This window comes from Rhodoferax sp. (genome assembly GCF_025354435.1).
Lineage (GTDB): Bacteria > Pseudomonadota > Gammaproteobacteria > Burkholderiales > Burkholderiaceae_C > Rhodoferax_B.
The window spans coordinates 154,385-176,191 of sequence record NZ_JANXMU010000073.1 but is presented as its reverse complement, the minus strand read 5'-3'; the positions used below and the strand labels follow the sequence as shown (position 1 = coordinate 176,191).

Annotated in this window: 20 protein-coding genes and 1 pseudogene; 20 read left to right on the top strand and 1 reads right to left on the bottom strand. The window is 63.9% G+C overall.

What is annotated here, in order from left to right; all coding sequences use genetic code 11:
* The first annotated feature begins 20 nt into the window (after positions 1–20).
* The 5 genes and pseudogenes from Q0T48_RS18765 to hutC (Q0T48_RS18745) all read left to right on the top strand — a co-directional run bounded on the left by Q0T48_RS18765 (position 21) and on the right by hutC (Q0T48_RS18745) (position 5,155).
* The gene (locus Q0T48_RS18765; protein WP_295959510.1) at positions 21–1,643 is read left to right on the top strand and encodes an NAD(P)/FAD-dependent oxidoreductase; all 1,623 of its coding nucleotides are present in this window, start codon (positions 21–23) and stop codon (positions 1,641–1,643) included.
* A gap of 233 nt (positions 1,644–1,876) precedes the next feature.
* Positions 1,877–2,794 (top strand): ABC transporter substrate-binding protein, encoded by a 918-nt coding sequence (locus tag Q0T48_RS18760; protein WP_295959567.1) that lies wholly within the window; start codon positions 1,877–1,879, stop codon positions 2,792–2,794.
* Positions 2,775–3,578 (top strand): annotated as a pseudogene (locus tag Q0T48_RS18755) (ABC transporter permease). The gene Q0T48_RS18760 and the pseudogene Q0T48_RS18755 overlap by 20 nt, the downstream one beginning before the upstream one ends.
* Entirely contained in the window at positions 3,578–4,363 is a 786-nt protein-coding gene (locus tag Q0T48_RS18750; protein WP_295959507.1) for an ABC transporter ATP-binding protein, read from the top strand. Before Q0T48_RS18755 ends, Q0T48_RS18750 begins: the two are co-directional and overlap by 1 nt.
* A 24-nt stretch (positions 4,364–4,387) precedes the next feature.
* The gene (gene hutC, locus Q0T48_RS18745) at positions 4,388–5,155 is read left to right on the top strand and encodes a histidine utilization repressor (RefSeq protein WP_295959504.1); all 768 of its coding nucleotides are present in this window, start codon (positions 4,388–4,390) and stop codon (positions 5,153–5,155) included.
* Between the two features lie 36 nt (positions 5,156–5,191).
* On the opposite strand, the gene hutC (Q0T48_RS18740) is transcribed toward hutC (Q0T48_RS18745), so the two are convergent.
* Entirely contained in the window at positions 5,192–5,944 is a 753-nt protein-coding gene (hutC, locus tag Q0T48_RS18740) for a histidine utilization repressor (protein ID WP_295959502.1), read from the bottom strand.
* Between the two features lie 143 nt (positions 5,945–6,087).
* On the opposite strand from hutC (Q0T48_RS18740), the gene Q0T48_RS18735 reads away from it, so the two are divergent.
* The 15 genes from Q0T48_RS18735 (at position 6,088) to Q0T48_RS18665 (ending at position 21,773) form a co-directional block, all read left to right on the top strand.
* Positions 6,088–7,548, top strand: a complete 1,461-nt coding sequence (locus Q0T48_RS18735; RefSeq protein ID WP_295959500.1) for a cytosine permease — start codon at positions 6,088–6,090, stop codon at positions 7,546–7,548.
* A 34-nt stretch (positions 7,549–7,582) separates the two neighbouring features.
* Positions 7,583–9,280, top strand: a complete 1,698-nt coding sequence (gene hutU, locus Q0T48_RS18730; protein WP_295959497.1) for a urocanate hydratase — start codon at positions 7,583–7,585, stop codon at positions 9,278–9,280.
* Between the two features lie 244 nt (positions 9,281–9,524).
* Positions 9,525–10,373 carry a transporter substrate-binding domain-containing protein gene (locus tag Q0T48_RS18725; protein WP_295959495.1) on the top strand — a complete coding sequence of 283 codons (849 nt, stop codon included), beginning with the start codon at positions 9,525–9,527 and terminating at the stop codon, positions 10,371–10,373.
* Positions 10,374–10,416: 43 nt separating this feature from the next.
* Positions 10,417–11,142 carry an ABC transporter permease subunit gene (locus Q0T48_RS18720; RefSeq protein ID WP_295959489.1) on the top strand — a complete coding sequence of 242 codons (726 nt, stop codon included), beginning with the start codon at positions 10,417–10,419 and terminating at the stop codon, positions 11,140–11,142.
* 1 nt (position 11,143) lies between these two features.
* Positions 11,144–11,860: an ABC transporter permease subunit gene (locus Q0T48_RS18715; protein WP_295959486.1), complete on the top strand. Its 717-nt coding sequence runs from the start codon at positions 11,144–11,146 to the stop codon at positions 11,858–11,860.
* 14 nt (positions 11,861–11,874) lie between these two features.
* Positions 11,875–12,657: an ATP-binding cassette domain-containing protein gene (locus Q0T48_RS18710; RefSeq protein ID WP_295959483.1), complete on the top strand. Its 783-nt coding sequence runs from the start codon at positions 11,875–11,877 to the stop codon at positions 12,655–12,657.
* On the top strand, positions 12,654–14,156 hold the full coding sequence (hutH, locus tag Q0T48_RS18705) for a histidine ammonia-lyase (RefSeq protein ID WP_295959478.1): 1,503 nt from the start codon (positions 12,654–12,656) through the stop codon (positions 14,154–14,156). Before Q0T48_RS18710 ends, hutH begins: the two co-directional genes overlap by 4 nt.
* The gene (locus tag Q0T48_RS18700; RefSeq protein WP_295959475.1) at positions 14,153–14,713 is read left to right on the top strand and encodes a HutD family protein; all 561 of its coding nucleotides are present in this window, start codon (positions 14,153–14,155) and stop codon (positions 14,711–14,713) included. The genes hutH and Q0T48_RS18700 overlap by 4 nt, the downstream gene beginning before the upstream one ends.
* A gap of 49 nt (positions 14,714–14,762) precedes the next feature.
* Positions 14,763–15,989: an imidazolonepropionase gene (hutI, locus tag Q0T48_RS18695; protein ID WP_295959473.1), complete on the top strand. Its 1,227-nt coding sequence runs from the start codon at positions 14,763–14,765 to the stop codon at positions 15,987–15,989.
* 100 nt (positions 15,990–16,089) lie between these two features.
* Entirely contained in the window at positions 16,090–17,466 is a 1,377-nt protein-coding gene (locus Q0T48_RS18690) for a formimidoylglutamate deiminase (protein ID WP_295959470.1), read from the top strand.
* Positions 17,467–17,468: 2 nt separating this feature from the next.
* Positions 17,469–18,272, top strand: a complete 804-nt coding sequence (hutG, locus tag Q0T48_RS18685) for an N-formylglutamate deformylase (protein WP_295959467.1) — start codon at positions 17,469–17,471, stop codon at positions 18,270–18,272.
* Between the two features lie 166 nt (positions 18,273–18,438).
* A complete protein-coding gene (locus tag Q0T48_RS18680) occupies positions 18,439–18,723 on the top strand; it encodes a transcriptional regulator (protein WP_295959464.1) in 285 nt (94 codons plus the stop codon).
* The gene (locus Q0T48_RS18675; RefSeq protein WP_295959461.1) at positions 18,720–19,985 is read left to right on the top strand and encodes a type II toxin-antitoxin system HipA family toxin; all 1,266 of its coding nucleotides are present in this window, start codon (positions 18,720–18,722) and stop codon (positions 19,983–19,985) included. The genes Q0T48_RS18680 and Q0T48_RS18675 overlap by 4 nt, the downstream gene beginning before the upstream one ends.
* Before the next feature lie 658 nt (positions 19,986–20,643).
* A complete protein-coding gene (locus Q0T48_RS18670; RefSeq protein ID WP_295959458.1) occupies positions 20,644–20,802 on the top strand; it encodes a hypothetical protein in 159 nt (52 codons plus the stop codon).
* 140 nt (positions 20,803–20,942) lie between these two features.
* Entirely contained in the window at positions 20,943–21,773 is an 831-nt protein-coding gene (locus Q0T48_RS18665; RefSeq protein ID WP_295959456.1) for a M90 family metallopeptidase, read from the top strand.
* Positions 21,774–21,807: the final 34 nt, after the last annotated feature.

Genomic DNA, 21,807 nt, shown 5'->3' with positions numbered 1-21,807 from the left:
AAGCCACCAGGCTACCCCCCATGATCCGCATCTCCGAACTCAAACTCCCCCTCGACCACGCTGAAGAGGCCCTGCCCGCTTTGGTCGCCCACACGCTGGGCCTGGCCCCCGCGCAGATTGCGCACTTCACCGTCTTCAAACGCAGCTTCGATGCCCGCAAGGCCACGCTGATGCAGGTCTACATCGTGGATGTGGCCCTGGTGGATGCCGCCCAAGAGGCCGAGTTGCTACGCCAGCACCCCGACAACCCGCACCTGCGGCCCAGCCCCGACATGGCTTACGTCCCCGTAGGCCGGGCCCCTGCCGATCTTGCGATCCGCCCCGTAGTGGTCGGCTTTGGCCCCTGCGGCATCTTCGCGGCGCTGGTGCTGGCACAAATGGGCTTCAAACCCATCGTGCTGGAACGCGGCACCACGGTGCGCCAGCGCACGCAAGACACCTGGGGCCTGTGGCGCAAGAACGTGCTCAAGCCCGAGAGCAATGTGCAGTTTGGCGAAGGCGGCGCAGGCACCTTCTCCGACGGCAAGCTGTACAGCCAGATCAAAGACCCGCGCTTCCTGGGCCGCAAGGTGATGCACGAGTTCGTCAAAGCCGGTGCGCCCGAAGAAATTCTGGTGGCCGCGCACCCGCACATCGGCACCTTCAAGCTGGTCAAGGTGGTGGAGCATCTGCGCGAGCAAATCATCGCGCTGGGCGGCGAAGTGCGTTTTGAGCAACGCGTGACCGACGTGGACATCGTGGACGGCCACATCCGCGGCCTGACCGTGCTGGACCAGGCCACCGGTGCAACCACCGAGCTGCGCGCCGACCACGTGGTGCTAGCCCTGGGCCACAGCTCCCGCGACACCTTTGCCATGCTGCATGCGCGCGGCGTGTACGTCGAAGCCAAGCCGTTTTCCATTGGTTTCCGCATCGAGCACCCGCAAAGCCTGATCGACCGTGCCCGCTGGGGCCGCCACGCGGGCCACCCGCTGCTGGGCGCAGCCGATTACAAACTGGTGCACCACGCAAACAATGGCCGCGCCGTCTACAGCTTTTGCATGTGCCCCGGCGGCACGGTGGTGGCCGCCACCAGCGAACCGGGCCGCGTGGTCACCAACGGCATGAGCCAGTATTCGCGCAACGAACGCAACGCCAATGCCGGCATCGTCGTCGGCATCACACCCGAAGACTTCCCCGGCACGCACGCGCTGGCGGGCATCGACCTGCAGCGCCAGCTCGAATCCCACGCCTACGTGCTGGGCGGCAGCAGCTACGAAGCCCCCGGCCAGCTGGTGGGCGACTTCATCGCCGGGCGCGCCTCCACCCAGCTCGGCAGCGTGGAGCCATCGTACAAACCCGGCGTGAAGCTGGGCGACCTGCACAGCGCCCTGCCCGGCTACGCCATCGAAGCCATCCGCGAGGCCCTGCCTGCCTTTGGCCGCAAGATCAAAGGCTTTGATTTGCAGGATGCTGTGCTGACAGGTGTAGAAACCCGCACCTCCTCGCCCATCAAAATGACCCGCGGCGACGACTTCCAAAGCCTGAGCGTGCGCGGCCTGTACCCGGCTGGCGAAGGCGCCAGCTACGCGGGTGGCATCCTGTCGGCAGGGGTGGACGGCATCAAAGTGGCCGAGGCGGTGGCGCGGAGCTTATTGGCTTAAATATATAAAAAATAGGCCTCTAGCGCATACTCCACCTACGCTAGTAGCTCCTGAAAGCAGAGCAAACACCCTCTAACCACTTGGCCCCGATGTTGCTAGTGGTGAACCTGTCTACACAGGTTGCGGCGGACGACCAATAATCGGGCGTCGCAGAAAGTGTTTCTTCTACCCCACAGGAGCTTTGCATGTTGATTTTTGCCAAAAAATGGGTGTCGGTGTTGGCCGTGGGGGCCATGGGGGCCTGTCTGGTCACCGCCGCGCACGCGGAAGACACCAAGCTGGTGCTGGGCATCTCGGGCTGGACCGGGTTTGCACCGCTGTCGCTGGCCGACAAGGCGGGCATTTTCAAGAAACGCGGGCTGGATGTGGAGATCAAGTTCATCCCGCAAAAAGACCGCCACCTGGCGCTGGCCTCCGGGGCCATCCAGTGCGCGGCCACCACGGTGGAAACCCATGTGGCCTGGAACGCCAACGGCGTGCCCATCGTGCAGATTTTCCAGCTCGACAAGTCCTATGGTGCCGATGGCATTGCGGTGCGCAACGACATCAAAAGCTTTGCCGACCTGAAAGGCAAAACCGTCAGCGTGGACGCGCCCGGCACCTCGCCCTACTTTGGCCTGGCCTGGATGCTGAACAAAAACGGCATGACCATCAAGGACGTAAAAACCACCACCCTGTCGCCGCAAGCCGCCGCCCAGGCATTTGTGGCCGGGCAAAACGATGCCGCCATGAGCTACGAACCGTATTTGTCCTCGGTGCGCGACAACCCGGCGGCGGGCAAAATTTTGGCCACCACGCTGGACTACCCCATGGTGATGGACACCATGGGCTGCGCGCCCACCTGGCTGAAGGCCAACCCGGCTGCGGCCCAGGCTCTGACCGACTCTTACTTTGACGCGCTGGCCATGATCAAGGCCGACCCCGCCAAGTCCAACGAGCTGATGGGCTCTGCGGTCAAGCAAACCGGTGAGCAGTTCGCCAAATCGGCCGCCTACCTGCGCTGGCAAGACAAGGCCGCGAACCAGAAGTTCTTTGCCGGTGAGATCACCGCCTTCATGAAAGAGGCAGAGAAAATCCTGCTCGAATCCGGCGTAATCCGCAAAGCCCCCGACAACCTGGCTGCCACGTTCGATGCCAGCTTCATCAAGTAAAACCAGAAGCATGGCCCCACTGGAACCCGTCAGCGCCCGCGCGCGCTGGCAGCTGGGGCTGGCGTTTTTTGTGCTGTTTGCGACGGTGTGGGCGGGCTTTACCCTGGGCGGCTACGTGTCGCCCACGTTTTTGGCCAGCCCGGTCACCATGGTGCGCGAGGGCTGGCTGCTGTTCACCCAGTACAACTTTGCGTTCGACATCGGCATGACGGTGTGGCGGGTGCTGGGCGGCTTTGCGCTGGCCGCCGTACTGGCCGTGCCGCTGGGCATTGCCATGGGCACCTACAAGGGCATCGAGGCGTTTTTTGAGCCCTTTGTGTCGTTCTGCCGCTACCTGCCTGCGTCGGCCTTCATCCCGCTGCTGATCTTGTGGGCGGGCATTGGCGAGGCGCAAAAGCTGCTGGTGATCTTCATCGGCTCCTTCTTCCAACTGGTGCTGATGGTGGCCGTGACCGTAGGCGGGGCCCGGCGCGACTTGGTGGAGGCCGCCTACACCCTGGGCGCGGGCCACCGGGGCATCATCACCCGCGTGTTAATTCCGGGTGCTGCCCCCGGCATTGCCGAGACGCTGCGGCTGGTGCTGGGCTGGGCGTGGACCTAAGTGATCGTGGCCGAGCTGATCGGATCCAGCAGCGGCATCGGCCACATGATCACCGACAGCCAGGCGCTGCTGAACACCGGGCAGATCATCTTCGGCATCATCGTGATCGGGCTGATTGGGCTGGTGTCGGATTTCGCGTTCAAGTCGCTGAACCGCCGCCTGTTTGCCTGGAGCGTACTTTGATGGACCAGCTGGCCGTCCAGGGCGTGTCCCGCGTCTTCGAATCCCCGAACGGTCAGCGTACCCAGGCGCTGCAGCCCATCGACTTTGCGGTGCAAACCAACGATTTCGTCACCATCCTCGGCCCCTCGGGCTGCGGCAAATCCACCCTGCTGCGCATCGTGGCGGGGCTGGAGCGGCCCAGTACCGGCCAGGTGCTGCTGGACGGTGCACCGGTCAACGGCCCGGGGGCCGACCGGGGCATGGTGTTCCAGAGCTACACCCTGTTCCCGTGGCTCACGGTGGCGCAAAACATCCGCTTTGGCCTGCGCGAACGCGGCCTGCCCGAGGCGCAGCAAAAGGAACGCAGCGACTTCTTCATCGCCAAGGTGGGCCTGCGCGGGTTTGAAAACCACTTCCCCAAACAGCTCTCGGGCGGCATGCAGCAGCGCACCGCGATTGCCCGCGCCCTGGCCAACGACCCGAAGATCCTGCTGCTCGACGAGCCCTTTGGTGCGCTGGACAACCAGACCCGGGTGCTGATGCAGGAGCTGCTGCTGGGCATCTGGGAATCTGCGCGTAAAACCGTGCTGTTCGTCACCCACGACATCGACGAAGCCATCTTCATGGCCAACCGGGTGGCGGTGTTCAGCGCCCGGCCGGGCCGCATCAAATCCGATATCGCGGTAGACCTGCCGCACCCGCGCCACTACACGCTGAAAACCACGCCCGCCTTCATGCAGCTCAAGGCGCGGCTCACCGAAGAGATCCGCGCCGAGTCGATGGCGAGCGATCCCGCAAGCCACTGAACCCCGCCCTGTTATCGTCACCCCATGCCCGCAAAACGCACCTCTTCGCTGGTCTCCCCTGCCCCCACGCTGCCCATGGTGCGCTACCAGCACATCAAAGACTTTGTGGCTGGCAAGATCCAGGACGGCACCTGGACCCCCGGCGACCGCCTGCCGTCCGAGAACGACCTGGTACTGCAGTTCGGTATGTCGCGCATGACCGTCAACCGCGCGCTGCGGGAGCTGCAAGAGCAGGGCCGCATCCGCCGGGTGGCCGGTGTGGGCAGCTTTGTGGCCGACGACAAACCCCAGGCCAACCTGCTGCAGATCGCCCGCCTGGCCGACGACATCCGCCGCCGCGGCCACGACTACCAGTGCCAGATGGTCACCAACGAGCGCATTTCGGCCACGCTGGAAGTGGCCTCCGCTTTAGGCCTGCACACCGGCGAGTCGGTGTTCCATACCGTCTGCGTGCATCTGGAAGACGGCGTGGCCATGCAACTCGAAGACCGCTTCGTCAACCCGCGCATGGCCCCCGACTTTGGCAGCCAGGATTTCCAGACCGAGCAGCCGTCCGATTACCTGGTGCGCACCGTGTTGTTCGACCAGATGGAGCACGTGGTGGATGCCGTGCTGCCCACCTCGGGCCAGGCCGCTCTGCTGCAAATGGATGCCCACCAGCCCTGCCTGCTGCTGACCCGCCGCACCTGGATGCGCGACGTGCCCATCACCCTGGTGCGCTGCCTGCACCCCGGCGCGCGCTACCGCCTGGGCAGCCGTTTCCGTACCGATGGGAATGCGGTGACCAGCTAAAACACCGCAGAACGGACGCTGCCCGGCCGGGGGGGCTCAAAAGGCCCCCGCAAACTGGTAGCGCGATGCCGGGTGCCACAGCGTGGCGCAAGACGCAACATGGCCTTGCGACTGGGTCTGGCGCTTGAGTACCAGACACGGGTCGGTGGCGGCCATGTCCAGCAGACCGCACAAGGCGGCGGTGGGCATATTGGCCTCGATGGTGAAGCGCACGGCTTGCAGGGGTGCCACCCGCATCAAGTACTCGTTGGGCGTGTGGCCCTGGAAGTCGTAGCTTAAATAATCGGGGGCGACGATGGGGTTCACATACCGGTCTTCGACCTGGATGGCCTGGTCGTTTTCAAAATGCACCACCACCGAATGGAACAACGTACTCTGCAACGGCACGCCAAACTGCGCCGCCAACACCTCGTCGGCCTTGCAGCGCTCCAGCCGGTGCAGTTCGCTGCGGTGCACATGGCCGCGCCCCACCACCTCGTCGGCAATGTTGTGGAGTTGCAGCAGCATGGCTTGGTATTTGCGTGGAGCCACAAAGGTGCCCGACCCCTGCACCCGGCGCAGCACCTGCTCGGCACTCAACTCGCGCAGGGCGCGGTTCACCGTCATGCGCGACACGCCAAAGGTTTTGGCCAAACTCTCTTCGGCCGGGATGGCATCCCCTTCGCGCCAGACCCCCGATGCGATCTGCGCCAGCACATGGCGTTTGATGCGCTCAAAAGCCGGCAGCGTTGCGTCTTCCGAGGCATCGCTGCCCCCATCGGGTAAATCTAACTTACGTGGTGCGGGCATAGGGTTTTCACTGGGATTTGAATTCGGCAATTGTATTGACATCACAAATCGCGCCGGATATATTTGTCTATACAACTTTAGCGATAAATTGCATAAGTTGTATTGTAAAAATGTATAGCGCTTCGCCACCTGGAAACGACCCCATGAGCCTGCACCACCCCGCGCCACCGTCAGCACAAACGGTTGAAACCCGCACCATCGACATGGTTCCCGAACGGGAGCGCTATGGCTCGGCACTGAGCCAGCTCACGCTGTGGTTCGGAGCCAATATGCAAATTACCGCCGTCGTGGACGGAGCCCTGGCGATTATTTTTGGTGCCGAGGCGCTCACCGCCATCGTCGGCCTGCTGATAGGCAACATCCTGGGCGGCGCGGTGATGGCCTTGCATTCGGCCCAAGGGCCGCGCCTGGGGCTGCCGCAAATGATTTCCAGCCGGGTGCAGTTCGGGGTCAAGGGTGCCGCACTGCCCTTGGTACTGGTGGTGCTGATGTACCTGGGCTTTGCCGCCACCGGCACCGTGCTGTCGGGCCAGGCGATCAACCGCATGTTCGGCTTTACCGCTCCCGAGATCGGCATCATCGTATTCGGCAGCCTGACCGCCATCGTGGCCGTGGTGGGGTACAAACTGATCCACGTGGTGGGGCGCATCTCCACCGTGGTCGGCATCCTGGGCTTTGGCTATTTGGCGGTACAACTGTTTAGCCACTACGACGTGGCTGCGGCCTTTGGCCAAAAGCCGTTTTCGGTGGCCTCGCTGCTGCTGACGGTGGCCTTGTCTGCAGGCTGGCAAATGACGTTTGCCCCGTATGTGGCCGATTACTCGCGCTACCTGCCGTCCAAGACCAGCCCCGCCGCCACCTTTTGGTCCACTTTTGCGGGCAGCGTGACCGGAGCGCAACTGGCCATGACCTTTGGCGTGCTGGTTGCGGCCACCGGCGGCAAGTTTTTGAAAAACCAGGTGGGCTTCATGGGTGACCTGGCCGGGCCGAACCTGGCCGTGGTGATCTACCTAGTCATTGTGGTGGGCAAGCTCACCGTCAACTGCCTGAATGCTTACGGCGGCTTCATGTCGATCCTGACCACCGTCAGCGCCTTCAACCACAAGTCGCAGGTATCGCCCCGCACCCGCATGCTGTACATCATCGGTTTTGTGCTGCTGTCGATGGTGATTGCCCTGGCCGCCAGCTCCGACTTTTTGAACAACTTCAAGAATTTCGTGTTGCTGTTGCTGGCGGTATTTGTGCCCTGGAGCGCGGTCAATCTGGTGGACTACTACCTGGTGTCCAAAGAAAAAGTGGACATCCCCGCGCTGTACGACAGCCAGGGCCGCTACGGTGCCTACAACAGCGTGGCGCTGGGCAGCTACCTGCTGGGCATCGTGGTGCAAATCCCGTTTTTGAACCAGTCCCTGTACGTAGGCCCCATCGCCAAAATGCTGGACGGTGCGGATATCTCGTGGATCGTCGGCCTGCTGGTCACGTCCTTGGTGTACTACCCCTTGGCCAAGAAAACCATGCGGGTTCCCGATGCCATGGCCTACCCCCGCGACCCCGCCACGCACTCGTCTCCCCCGCCCTTGCACAAGAGCCCAGCCCGCGCTTGAACCCCTTCCATTCCCTTTTTTTTAGAAAGCTGCCATGACCACCCTCCAAGACCCCCGTTTCGATGCCAGCCGCGAAATCCGTGCCCCCCGTGGCAGTACGCTGAGCTGCAAAAACTGGATCGCCGAAGCCGCCTACCGCATGCTGCAAAACAACCTCGACCCCGAGGTGGCCGAAGACCCGAAGAACCTGGTGGTCTACGGCGGTATTGGCCGCGCGGCCCGCAACTGGGCCTGCTTTGACCAGATCCTGGCCTCGCTCAAAGAGCTGAACGACGACGAAACCCTGCTCATCCAGTCCGGCAAGCCGGTCGGCGTGTTCAAAACCCACGCCAACGCCCCGCGCGTGCTGATCGCCAACTCCAACCTGGTGCCCAAGTGGGCCAACTGGGAACATTTCCACGAACTGGACCGCAAAGGCCTGTTCATGTACGGCCAGATGACCGCTGGCAGCTGGATCTACATCGGTAGCCAGGGCATCGTGCAAGGCACGTTCGAAACCTTTGTCGAAGCCGGTCGCCAGCATTTCAACAACGACTGGGCTGGTAAGTGGATCCTGACCGCCGGCCTGGGCGGCATGGGCGGCGCACAACCCCTGGCCGCGACCCTTGCGGGTGCCGTGTCGCTGAACATCGAGTGCCAGCAAAGCAGCATCGACTTTCGCCTGCGCACCCGCTACGTGGACAAGCAGGCCAAGGACATTGACGACGCACTGGCACTCATCGCCCACCACTGCGAACGCAAAGAGGCCGTATCCATCGCCTTGCTCGGCAACGCCGCCGACATCCTGCCCGAACTGGTGCGCCGCGCCAAGGCTGGTGCCATCCGCCCCGACCTGGTGACCGACCAGACCTCAGCCCACGACCTGGTCAACGGCTACCTGCCCACCGGCTGGAGCGTGGCCGACTGGAAGGCCGCGCAAAAGAACCCGGCCCAGCACGCCGCGCTGACCGCCGCCGCCGCGCAGAGCTGCGCCGTCCACGTGCAAGCCATGCTGGACTTCCAGGCCATGGGCATCCCCACCGTGGACTACGGCAACAACATCCGCCAGGTGGCATTCGACACAGGCGTGAAGAATGCATTTGACTTCCCCGGCTTTGTGCCCGCCTACATCCGGCCGCTGTTCTGCGAAGGCAAGGGCCCGTTCCGCTGGGTGGCCTTGTCGGGCGACCCGGAAGACATCTTCAAGACCGATGCCAAGATCAAGGAGCTGTTCCCCGACAACCACCATACCCACCGCTGGCTGGACATGGCGCGCGAACGCATCGCCTTCCAGGGTCTGCCCGCACGCATCTGCTGGCTGGGCCTGGGCGAGCGCCACATCGCCGGGCTGGCCTTCAACGAGATGGTGCGCAACGGCGAACTCAAAGCCCCCATCGTGATTGGCCGTGACCACCTGGACACCGGCTCCGTCGCCAGCCCGAACCGCGAGACTGAGGCCATGATGGACGGCACCGATGCCGTTAGCGACTGGCCGCTGCTCAACGCGCTGCTGAACACCGCCGGCGGTGCCAGCTGGGTCAGCCTGCACCACGGCGGCGGGGTCGGCATGGGCTATTCACAGCACTCCGGCATGGTCATCGTGGCCGACGGTACGGATGCCGCCGCCGAACGCCTGGCCCGCGTGCTGGTCAACGACAGCGGCAGCGGCGTGATGCGCCACGCCGATGCCGGCTACGACATTGCCATCGCCACTGCCAAGAAACAAGGTTTGAACCTGCCCATGGTGAAGTAAATGTTCCCCCCAGGCTTCGCGCACTGCCCCGGAATCTGCTTGTAAAGCAGATTCCGCATGTCGCTTCGCCAACCCCTCGGGGGCGATACCAGCGGCCCGGCAAAGCCGGTTCCGCGGTATCCCTGGAAGGGGTGCAACATAAATTGCTACGGTATTAATAGCTGCTTACGCTTATACATATTGCGCCAGTGGCGCTTTTTATTCAAATCTTTCGCCTGTCCCTCAACCCTCTGAAAGTGAAACCATGAAGACCTCGCACCTCCTCTCCGCCAGTCTGCTCGCCCTGGGCTTTCTGACCAGCACCGCTCCCGTCCAGGCCAAGGACTGGAAGTCCGTCACCATCGCCACCGAAGGTGCCTACGACCCCTGGAACCTGACCCTGCCCGGCGGCAAGCTCGGTGGCTTCGAAGTCGAGATGGTGGAAGACCTGTGCAAGCGCATGCAGATCACCTGCAAGCTGGTGGTGCAGAACTGGGACGGCATGATCGCTGGCTTGAAAGCTGGCAAATACGACGTGATGATGGACTCCATCGTCATCACCGATGAGCGCAAAAAAGAAATCGCCTTCTCGGTCCCCTACGCCTCCACCTCGGCCAGCTTTGTGGCCGCCAGCGGCAAGCTGTTGCCCGAAGCCAAGGGCCCCACCATGAAGCTGGGCACCGACCCGAAAGCCGTGCGCGCCGCCATCGAGCCCCTGCGTGCTGCACTCAAGGGCAAGACTATTGGTATCGCCTCGGGCACCGTCTACACCGCCTTCATGGACGCGCACTTCAAGGACATCGCCACCGTCCGCGAATACAGCGCCTCGGCCGACACCATGCTGGACCTGAAAGCTGGCCGCATCGATGCCGCATTCGACGACGTGACCCTGATCAACTCCATCCTGGAAAAACCCGACAGCAAGGGCCTGGCCTACACCGGCCCGAAGATCGGCGGCCTGGTGTTTGGTGAAGGCGAGGCCCTGGGCTTCCGCAAGGCCGACGGCGACCTGAAAGCCAAGTTCGACGTGGCCATCAAGGCCGCCCTGGCCGACGGCACGGTGAAAAAGCTGTCGCTGAAGTGGTTCAAAACTGATTTGACTGGCACGCTGTAGTCCACGCTGCGGCCACCGCGACAACCATGACCGAAAGACCATGATGGAATTGTTCGAAATGCTGGGGTTTGGCGAACAAGGCTGGGGCTCGGCCCTGCTGCTCGCCACCCTGTTGACGGTGGCCCTGACGCTATGCGGCTTGCTGGTGGGCGCGGTGTTCGGCGCGCTGGTCGCCGCCGCCAAGCTGTCGCCGCGGCGCGGTTTACGCGCACTGGGCGAGCTGTACTCCACGGTGTTCCGGGGCATCCCGGAGCTGCTGGTGATCTACCTGTTTTACTTCGGCGGCTCCACGGCCATCACCGCCATTGGCCAGTGGTTTGGCGCAGAGGGGTTCATCGCCACGCCACCATTCCTGGTGGGTGCGCTGGCCGTCGGCATGATTTCCGGCTCCTACCAGGCCGAGGTCTACCGCGGCGCCTACCTGGCCGTAGTGCCAGGCGAGCTGGAAGCAGCGCGGTCCATCGGCATGCCCACGCTGATGCTGGCACGGCGCATCCTGCTGCCGCAAATTTTTCGCCTGTCGCTGCCCGGCCTGGGCAACGTCTGGCAGATGAGCCTGAAGGACTCGGCCTTGATCTCGGTCACCGGCCTGGCCGAACTGATGCGCACCACCCAGATCGGTGCCGGCTCGACACGCCAGTACTTCACCTTCTACATCGTCGGCGGCATGATTTACCTGGTACTGACAGGCATGTCGAACCAGGTCTTCAGCCGCTCCGAACGCCACATGAACAAATCGCAACGCCGTAGTTTGGCGGGAGGCCACTGATATGGACATAGACTTCCTTCTAGACACCCTGGGCAAGCTGCTGGCCGCCGTGCCTACCACGCTGGGCCTGTTCTTTCTGTCGCTGCTGTGCGGCGGCCTGCTGTCGCTGGTGATCGTGGCCATGCGTGTCAGCCCGTATCCGGCGTTCAGTTGGTTCGCACGCGGCTATGTGTTGGTGTTCCGTGGCTCGCCGCTGCTGATCCAGCTGTTCCTGGTCTATTACGGCCTGGGCCAGTTTGAAGTCGTGCGCGACAGCGTCTTCTGGATCGTGCTGCGCTCGCCCTATGCCTGCGCCGTGCTGGCCCTGGCCCTGTGCACGGCTGGCTACACGGCCGAGATCTTGCGCGGCGGCTTGCTGGCCGTACCGCATGGGCAGATCGAAGCCGGACTGGCCACCGGCATGTCGCGCTGGACACTGGTGCAACGCGTGATCGCCCCCATCGCGCTACGCCAATGCCTGCCCGCCTACTCCACCGAAGCGGTGCTGCTGGTGAAATCCACCGCGCTGGCCAGCCTGGTCACGGTATGGGATGTCACCGGCGTGGCCCAGCAGATCATCCAGCGCACCTACCGCACCATGGAGGTGTTTATCTGCGCCGCCGCCATCTACCTGGTACTGAACTTTTTGCTGGTACGCGCCGTGGCTTTGCTGGAGCATCGCTTGTCACCGCACCTGCGCAAACGGCCCCACAGCACCCCCACCGTCCAAACGGCCTAAATCCACCTACCGCCATGACCACTCCTACGCTCTCCACCACCGGCATCCACAAGTCTTTTGGCAGCCACCACGTACTGAAGGGCATCTCCCTGGATGCCCACAAGGGCGATGTAATTTCGATCCTGGGGGCCAGCGGCTCGGGCAAGAGCACCTACCTGCGCTGCATCAACTTGCTGGAGACCCCGGACGAAGGCAGCATGCACCTGGACGGCGAGATGCTCAAAATGCGCCAACGCAAAGACGGCCGCATGGAGGCCATGGACCGCAAGCAGGTCGAACGCATGCGCTCGCAACTGGCTATGGTGTTCCAGAGCTTCAACCTCTGGTCGCACATGACCGTGCTGCAGAACCTGATCGAAGGCCCGATGCGGGTACAGAAGCGCCCACGCACCGAATGCGTGGAAGAGGCCGAAGCGCTGCTGCAACGCGTCGGCCTGTTCGAGCGGCGCGACTACTACCCGGCGCATCTGTCCGGCGGCCAGCAGCAACGCGTGGCGATTGCCCGCGCGCTGGCCATGCGCCCACAGGTCATGCTGTTCGACGAACCCACCTCGGCGCTTGACCCCGAACTGGTCGGTGAAGTGCTGAAGGTGATGCGCTCCTTGGCCGAAGAAGGTCGCACCATGTTGGTGGTGACGCACGAAATGGGCTTTGCGCGCAATGTATCGAACAAGGTGGTCTTCATGCACCAGGGGCAGATCGACGTGCAAGGTGCTCCTGGCGATGTGTTTGGCGCGCAAAGTTCAGAGCGGTTTAGGCAGTTCACGGCTGGGCACCAGGAAAGGACCGCCGCATGACCGTGACGAGCATCACCCTGGGTGACCAGCCCCTGGGTTTCCGCGACCTGGTGGCCGTGGCCCGTGACGGTGCGCAGCTGGAGATATCGGAAGCCGCCTGGGCCCGCATCGCCAACGCCCAGGCCATCGTGCAGCGCATCGTGGCCAGCGGCGAGCGGGCCTATGGCATCAGCACCGGGCTGGGGGCCTTGAGCCAGGTGCTGCTGCACGGTGAGCAACTGGCGCAGTTATCCAAAAATACCTTGCTCAGCCACGCCTGCGGGGTTGGCCCGCTGCTGTCTGAGGCGCAGACCCGCGCCATCCTGGTCGCGGCGCTGGCCAACTTCTGCCAGGGCTATTCGGGCCTGCAGCCCCAGGTGGTCGAAGGGCTGCAGACGCTGCTGAATTTACACATCACCCCCTGTGTGCCCTCGCAGGGCTCGGTGGGCTACCTCACCCATATGGCCCACATCAGCGTGGCGCTGCTGGGCGTGGGCGAGGTGCGCTGGCAGGGCCGCACCCTGCCCGCCGCCGAGGCCCTGGCCGCCAACGGCCTGCAGCCCCTGGTGCTGGGCGCCAAAGACGGTCTGTGCCTGGTCAACGGCACCCCTTGCATGACCGGCCTGGCCGCGCTGACCCTGGCCGACGTGGAGCGCCTGGTCGACTGGGCCGACGTGACCGGGGCCATGAGTTTTGAAGCCTTGAAAGGGCAAATTGCCGCCTTCGATGCCGACATCCTGGCCCTCAAACCCCACCCCGGCATGCAGCGGGTGGGCCAGCGTTTGCGCAGCCTGCTGGCGGGCAGCGAGGTGATTGCCAGTAGCCTGGGCCTGCGCACGCAGGATGCGTTGAGCCTGCGCTCCATGCCGCAAATCCACGGGGCCTGCCGCGACCAGATCGCCCACGCGGCCCGGCAGATCGAAACCGAACTCAACTCGGCCACCGACAACCCGCTGCTGCTGGGCACGCCAGATGCCTACCGCGTCATGTCGCAAGCGAATCCGCACGGCGAATCGGTGGCCATGGCCTGCGATCTGCTGCGCATCGCTGCGGCCGAACTCGGCGGTGTGGCCGAGCGGCGGCTGGACCGGCTGGTCAACCCGGTGCTGAGCGGCCTGCCCGCGTTTCTGGTGGCCGAGCCGGGCGTGAATTCGGGCCTGATGATTGCGCAGTACACCGCCGCCTCGCTGGTGGGCGAAAACCGCCGCCTGGCCCAGCCGGTGGTGGTGGACAACTTCGTCACCTCCGGTGGGCAGGAAGACCACCTGAGCCTGGGCACCACCGCCGCACTAGACCTGCACAAGTCGCTAGAGAACCTCACGCACATCCTGGCCATCGAATACCTGCTGGCCGCCCAGGCGCTGGAGTTTTTGAAAGCACAAAAATTCGGCGAAGGCACGGGCCAGGCGTGGCAACTGCTGCGCCGGCACGTGCCATCTTTCGATGCCGACCGCTTCCTGGCCCCCGACATTGCGCAGGCCGCCGCCCTCTTACGAACGCCTTTTTCGCCATTCCCATGATCCACACCTTCAACACCGCCACCTTGCCCGCCACGCCGTGGAAGAACGGCGGCGGCACCACCATTGAGGTCGTCTGCCAGCCGCCCGGTGCAGGCATGGACAGCTTCGACTGGCGCGTGAGCATCGCCACCATCGCCGCAGCCGGTCCGTTCTCGGCCTTTCCCGGCGTGGACCGGGTGATCATGTTGCTGGACGGTGCGGGTGTGCGGCTGTTTGGTGGTGCCATAGACCACCGGCTGGACACGCCTAGCGTGCCGTTCGTGTTCTCGGGCGACGTGGCGCTGGGCTGTGAACTGCTGGGCGGTGCATCGACCGACTTCAACCTGATGACTCGGCGCGGGCGGGTACAGGCCGAGGTGCGGGTGGTGCACGCCACCGAAGAGTTTTCCACCACCAGCGGCCTGCTGCTGGCGGTGCGTGGCATCTGGCAGTTAGGCAGTCTTTCCTGCGCCCCCGGCCACGGCCTGTGGTGGGATGCACCGGCGCAATTACACGCCGCACCGCAAACGGAAGATGCCATGTTGGTCGCGGTAAATTTAAGCCAAATAAGCCTCTAGCGCATATTACACCTGCGCAAGCAGCTCTTTATTTAATAGCAAACACACCATGCAAAACACCCCTAACGCCGACGGCATCTGGCACCACCTGCGGCTGGCCGATGGCGGCGCGGCCAACGCCCTGGCGGTGCAGCACGGCCATATCGCCTGGATAGGCGACATAGCAGCCCTGCCAACCGCCTTGTCCGCCCTGCCCCGCATCAATGCCCGCAATGCGCTGGCCACACCCGGCCTGGTCGATTGCCACACGCACCTGGTTTACGGCGGCCAACGGGCCAACGAATTTGCCATGCGCTTGGCGGGTGCCAGCTACGAAGAGGTGGCGAAAGCGGGCGGCGGCATCGTGTCGTCCGTGTTGGCCACCCGCGCCGCCAGTGAAGTCGATTTGTACGCCCAAGCTGCACCTCGCCTGCAGCAATTGCTGGCCGATGGTGTGTGTGCCATCGAAATCAAATCCGGCTACGGCCTGAGCCTGGAGCACGAGCGCAAGCAGTTGCGCGTGGCCCGTCGTCTGGGCGTGGACTTTGGCGTGACGGTGCGCACCACCTTCCTCGGCGCGCACGCCCTGCCGCCCGAGTACGCGGGGCGCAGCCAGGACTACATCGACCTGGTGTGCACCGAAATGCTGCCCGCCCTTACCGCCGAGGGGCTGGTGGACGCGGTGGACGTGTTCTGCGAACGCATCGCGTTTTCGCTGGCCCAGACAGAACAGGTTTTTAAAGCCGCGCGAGCGCTGGGGCTGCCGGTAAAGCTGCATGCAGAGCAGCTGTCCGACATGGGCGGCTCGGCGTTGGCCGCCCGGTACGGGGCACTGTCTTGCGACCACATCGAGCACTTGTCGCAAGCCGGTATCGAGGCCATGCGCGCCTCTGGCACCGTGGCTGTGCTGCTGCCCGGCGCGTACTACACGCTGCGCGACACGCACCTGCCGCCGATTGCCGCCCTGCGCGCCGCCGGTGTGCCCATGGCCGTGTCTACCGACCACAACCCCGGCACCTCGCCCACCTTGAGCCTGCTGCTGATGGCCAACATGGCCTGCACCCTGTTCCGCCTGACCGTGCCCGAGGCGCTGGCCGGCATCACCACGCACGCCGCCCGTGCGCTGGGCCTGCAAGACACGCACGGTGTGCTGGCGGTGGGGCGGCCTGCCAACGTCATCCTCTGGGACTTGAACGAACCCGCCGAACTCGTCTACTGGCTGGCCCAGCACCCCCCCCGCACCGTCATCCGGCAAGGGCGTGTGGTCATCGACAGCCTTGGGTTGCTGCGGCCATGAGGGGCGTAACCACCAGGGGCCAGATCCCCATTGCGCGCTGGCTTTCCTGCGCCGCCGGGCGCGCATCCCGGCTGACCATGCCCATAGACACATCCACACCATGACAAGCCTCCACGCCAAAAACGCCCTTCTCCCCACCGGCTGGGCAAGCAACGTCTTGCTGCAATGGAACGCCAAGGGTGAACTCACCACCGTCACCCCCGACACCCCACCAGGCAACACCCCCAAGACGGCAGGCCCCGTCACCCCAGGCCTTCCCAACCTCCACTCCCACGCCTTCCAGCGTGCCATGGGTGGATTGACCGAATTCCGGGGTGCCACCCAAGACAGCTTCTGGAGCTGGCGCACGCTGATGTACCAGTTCGCCGCCCGCCTCTCCCCCGAGCAGGTCGAGGCCATCGCCACCTGGCTCTACATCGAAATGCTGGAAGCCGGCTACACGTCGGTCTGCGAATTCCACTACCTTCACCACAGCACCGACGGCACGCCCTACGCCGACGACGCGGAGCTGTCCAAGGCCCTGCTGCGCGCTGCACACACCGCAGGCATCGGTATGACACTGCTGCCCGTGCTGTACCAAACCAGCGGCTTCGACAGCACACCGCCCACCGCAGGCCAACGCCGCTTCATCCGCTCCACCGACTCCATGCTGTGCCTGCTGGACACCCTGAAGCCCCTGTGCGACGCACAAGGCGCACGGCTGGGATTAGCCCCCCACTCCCTGCGCGCCGTGCCACCCGACAGCCTGCGCGAGGCGGTGGCCGGGCTGCACGCCATCGACGCATCCGCCCCCGTCCACATCCACATAGCAGAGCAAACCGCCGAAGTCGATGCCTGCCTGGCCTGGAGCGGCCAGCGCCCGGTGGCATGGCTGCTAGACCACGCGCCGGTCGATGCGCGCTGGTGCCTCATCCACGCCACCCACATGGTGGACACCGAATACCAGCGCGCAGCGGCCAGCGGCGCGGTGGCGGGCATCTGCCCCAGCACCGAGGCGAATCTGGGCGACGGCCTGTTCGACATGCCGCGCTGGCGTGGTGCAGGCGGCGCCTGGGGCATCGGCTCCGATAGCCACGCCTGCGTCAACGCCGCCGAGGAACTGATGCTGCTCGAATACGGCCAGCGCCTGCAGTTTCGCCAGCGCAACGTGCTGGCCAGCACAGACCACAGCCAGGTCGCCACCGCCACCCTGTTGCAGGCCGTGGCTGGGGGGGCGCAGGCCTCGGGCCGCGCTGCGAAGGGTCTTGCCGTAGGCCAGCGCGCCGACTTCTGCGTACTCGACGCGCAGCACCTGGCGCTGGCCGGGTTGGCAGCCCCCGACATGCTCTCAGCCCACGTCTTCGCCAGCCACCGCACGTCGGCGCTGGATGCCGTCTGGGTCGGCGGCCAACAGCGCACCCGGCAAGGCCGCCACCCGCTGCACGACGCAGCCGCCGCGGCCTTCATCCAAGCCCGAACCCAACTCACCCAAGGGTAACCATGCAAGCCTTCACATTCATCCCAGGCACCCAGCCACTGCTGATCTCCATGCCCCACGTCGGCACCTACCTGCCGCCCGCGCTGGCCGCCCGCCTGACCCCCACCGCCCGGCAGGTGCACGACACCGACTGGCACCTGGAGCGCCTGTACAGCTTCGCCCAGGAGCTGGGCGCATCGGTGCTGATAGCGACCCATTCCCGCTACGTGATCGACCTGAACCGCGACCCGTCGGGGGCCAGCCTGTACCCCGGCCAGAGCGTCACCGGCCTGTGCCCGGTGGACGATTTCGACAACCAGCCCCTGTACCAGGACCCCGCCGACGTGCCCACCACCGCCGAGATCGCCCTGCGCCGCGACACCCTGTGGCAGCCCTACCACCAGCAACTGCATGCCGAGCTGGCCCGTATCCAGGCGGTCCACGGCAAAGCCGTTTTGTGGGACGCGCACTCCATCCGCTCGGTGGTGCCGCGCTTCTTCGACGGCAAGCTGCCGGATTTGAATTTGGGTAGCGGCAACGGCACAAGCTGTGACCCCGCGATGTCCGCCGCGTTACTGGCCGTCGCGCAGAGCGCCCCCGGCTACACCGCCGTGCTCAATGGCCGTTTCCAGGGCGGCTACATCACCCGCCACTACGGCCAGCCCGCAAACAACATCCACGCCATCCAGCTGGAAATGACCCAAAGCAGCTACATGCAAGAAGCCATGCCCTTCGACTACCTGCCCGAGGTGGCGGCGGGCATCCAGCCGCATTTGCGGCGGATGGTGGAGGTGGCATTGGGGTTTGGGCAGACGGATGGGAATTAAAAATTTTTATGAAATAGGGCCCTGGCGCACATAACACTTGCGCAGGTCGCTCCTAAAAATAGAGCAATCACAGCTCCGCAACCATCAATTACCTTTCGGTAATTTTTAGCTTGACTTACGGCTGGGTTCAGCCAGAATTACCAATCGGTAACTTTTGTCACCCACCATGCCAGAACTCCCTTCAGAATTACCCTCCGGTAACGTCACACTGCCCTGTGCCATCCGCACGGCAGCCGACATCGGGCAGGTCATGGGCACCCAGCGCCGCGCCCTGGGTCTGCGCCAGATCGACCTGGCAGGCATCGGCAACACCGGCAACCGCTTGGTCGTGGACATCGAAAAAGGCAAGCCCACGGTGCAACTCCAAAAGGTGCTCGACATGCTGGACTTGCTGGGCCTGGAATTGACCGTAAACGTGAAAACCCGGCCAAAACCGCCAGGACCGCTGTGAAGCCACGCACCACCACCTTGGATGTTTTCTACGGCACGGAGTGCATGGGCTCGGTGCATGACACCGTGCCCCTGGCTTTTGCCTACGCGCAGACCTGGCTGGACCGCCAAGCTGCATTCCCCCTGTCCGCCATCGCCCTGCAGGTCGGCATGGTCACGACCCCGCAGGTGCAGGCTTTCTTTGAGAACCTGCTGCCCGAGGGCGAACTGCGCGTGTACCTGGCCGAGCAGCGCAAGGCGTCTACATTGTTCTCCTTGTTGCTAGAAGTCGCGGGCGATACGGCCGGGGCGTTTGTCATGCTGCCCCATGGGCAAACGCCGGAGCCACCCGCGTACACGCCCACCACCTGGCAGGCACTGGCCCGCACCATCCAAAACCAGTCCGCCGCCGCGATCCAACTCCAGGGGCCACAGAGTGGCAACACCCGGATTTCCCTGGCGGGCGCGCAGGACAAGGCCTCCATTGCCCTCTTCGACGGCACCACACCCCTCCTGCCCCAGGGCTCGGCCCCGTCCACGCACATTCTCAAGCCCGACATCCGGCGGCTAGCAAAGGTCCGGGAATCTGCGGCCAACGAGGCCATCACCATGCGCACGGCGGCCTACTGCGGGCTCAACACCGCCAAGGTCTTCTACCAGTCGCAGACCCGCGCTTGCGTTGTCGAGCGCTTCGACCGACTCACACGCGCCGACGGCAGCTTGGGCCGCTTGGTCCAATACGACTTTTGCCAGCTCACGGGCACTAGCTCGGAGCGGAAATACGAAAAAGAAGGCGGCCCTGGCGTGGCCCAATGCGCGCAGACCATCCGCCAGTACAGCGCCAGTGCCGCCCTGGACCTGTTGGCCTTCGCGCAGTGGATTTTCTTCAACCTCTACGTGGGCAACAACGACAGCCACGCCAAGAACCTCTCGGTCTATGAGCGGCCCGGTGAAGGGATGCGCCTGACCCCGTTCTACGACCTGATGTGCACCCGCATCTACCCCGGCCTGTCCAGAGAATTCGCATTCAATATTGGCGGCACCCTGCTCCCTGGAGACATCGGCAAAGCCCAGGTGCAAGACCTGGCGGCGCAGATCGGCATGGGGGCGAAATACCTGCAATCGGTAGCGCAGGAACTCGCGGCCAGGGTGCCCGATGCCATCGACCAAGCCACCAAAGACATCGCCCCCTACCTCAGCAAAAGCGGACAAACCTTTGCGGGAAAACTCGCCATGGATGTGAAGTCAATGACCAAGCGCACAGTCGTTCGCATCGGCGCTTGACCCCACACCAATACGGCTGCCACATCCGCGCCAGCCCACGGGAAGTGACCCCAAGCAGTTGCATGCAGGAAGCCATGCCCTTCGACTACCGGCCCGAAGGGGCGGCGCCGTTGGGGCAGGAATAACCCCAAACACCACCCAGCTGAAAACGGTGATTTGGGTCATACGTCACAAAAATACCGAGCTGCATCGCACCCAGCACCGGTCATAATTTTCCAGTTCAGTGCCCTCAAACCTTGCGCGCCGCAACCCTTGGCGCGCAAAGGCTTTGCGCCTACCCACAAGGCTTATCCGCCTTTGTCATCGACGAATCCCCCCACGCATAAACTCAGGAAAATTACCAGTGAAGTTTCTCTATCTCTCAGCAGCAGTCCTAGTCCTCTCAGGCTGCGCATCCGTCATGAACGACAACACCAATCCCGTCAAAATTGAAACCAAAACAGAGACAGGTGAATTGGTCAAAGGAGCGGACTGCACACTGGTCAATGACTAAGCATCCATCACCGTCAAGTCCGGGGAAATTGCCAATGTTCGCCGCTCTAACGCCGATCTCGAAATCACATGCCAACACCCGACAAACCCTGACGCGGTCGCCAAAGCTACGTCTCGCGTGAATGGCGGAATGTTTGGAAACATTCTTCTGGGTGGTGGCATTGGCATGATCGTCGACCACAACAGAGGCACGGCGTATACGTACCCGACCTGGATCCAACTGGTTTTCGGCAAGACGCTGGCATTTGACCGGCGCGACGAAAAAGAAGGCCACCCCGTACCACCGGCACCCCTAGTTGCCGTCACAGCGAACAAGGCCCTCTGATATCGTAGCTTCGTCGCACGGTACCGTATCTGGCCTACGGCACCGTGTGCCAACCGATGACGCCATGGAGCCACGGGTCAGTCTGCACACCCACAGCCGGACTTGCAATCCCCCACTTGGGTGCCAGCTACAGTAGTGACATGGACACCCCCACCGCCACCTTCCTAGCCCTCCTGCTCCTCGCCGCCGTCTGCATCCTGGGCTGGTTCACCCCCAAATGGTGGGTGGCCCGGCGCAGGCGCAAGATTCGGCAGCAGCCCTTCCCGGCGGCGTGGCGCACGATCTTGCGCCGCCGCGTGCCGCTGGTGCGGCGCATGCCCGCCGACCTGCAGTTGCAGCTGAAACAGCAAATGCAGGTCTTCATCGCCGAGAAGGCGTTTCTGGGCTGTGCGGGTCTGGTCATTACCGACGAGATGCGGGTGGTGATTGCCGCCCAGGCCTGCCTGCTGGTGCTGAACCGGCCCACCGGCCTGTACCCGCACCTGCGGCAAATTCTGGTCTACCCGGGGGCGTTTGCAGTGCAGCGCACGCACACCGATGGCGTAGTGCAGCGCGAGGAACGGCAGGCGCTGCTGGGCGAATCCTGGTCGCAAGGGCAAGTGATTTTGTCGTGGTACGACGCGCTGGAAGGGGCGACCACGCCGGGCGATGGGGGTAATGTGGTGATCCATGAATTTGCCCACCAGTTGGACCAGGAAAAAGGCCATGCCAATGGTGCACCCCACCGAAGCCGAAATGCCGACCCGGCCCGCTGGTCCCAGGTGTTCCACGCGGCCTACGCCAAACTGCGGCGCGAGGCCCATGTGGGCGAACCCGGCCTGCTGAACCACTACGGCGCGCAAGACCCGGCCGAGTTTTTTGCCGTGGTGTCCGAGGTGTTCTTTGAGCAGGCGGCGGAGTTGCAAGACTACGACCCTGCGCTGTACCAGGAACTCAGCGGCTACTACCGGGTGGACCCGGCGGGCTGGTGAAATAGATTTTTAAGCAAAATAGGCCGCTAGCGCA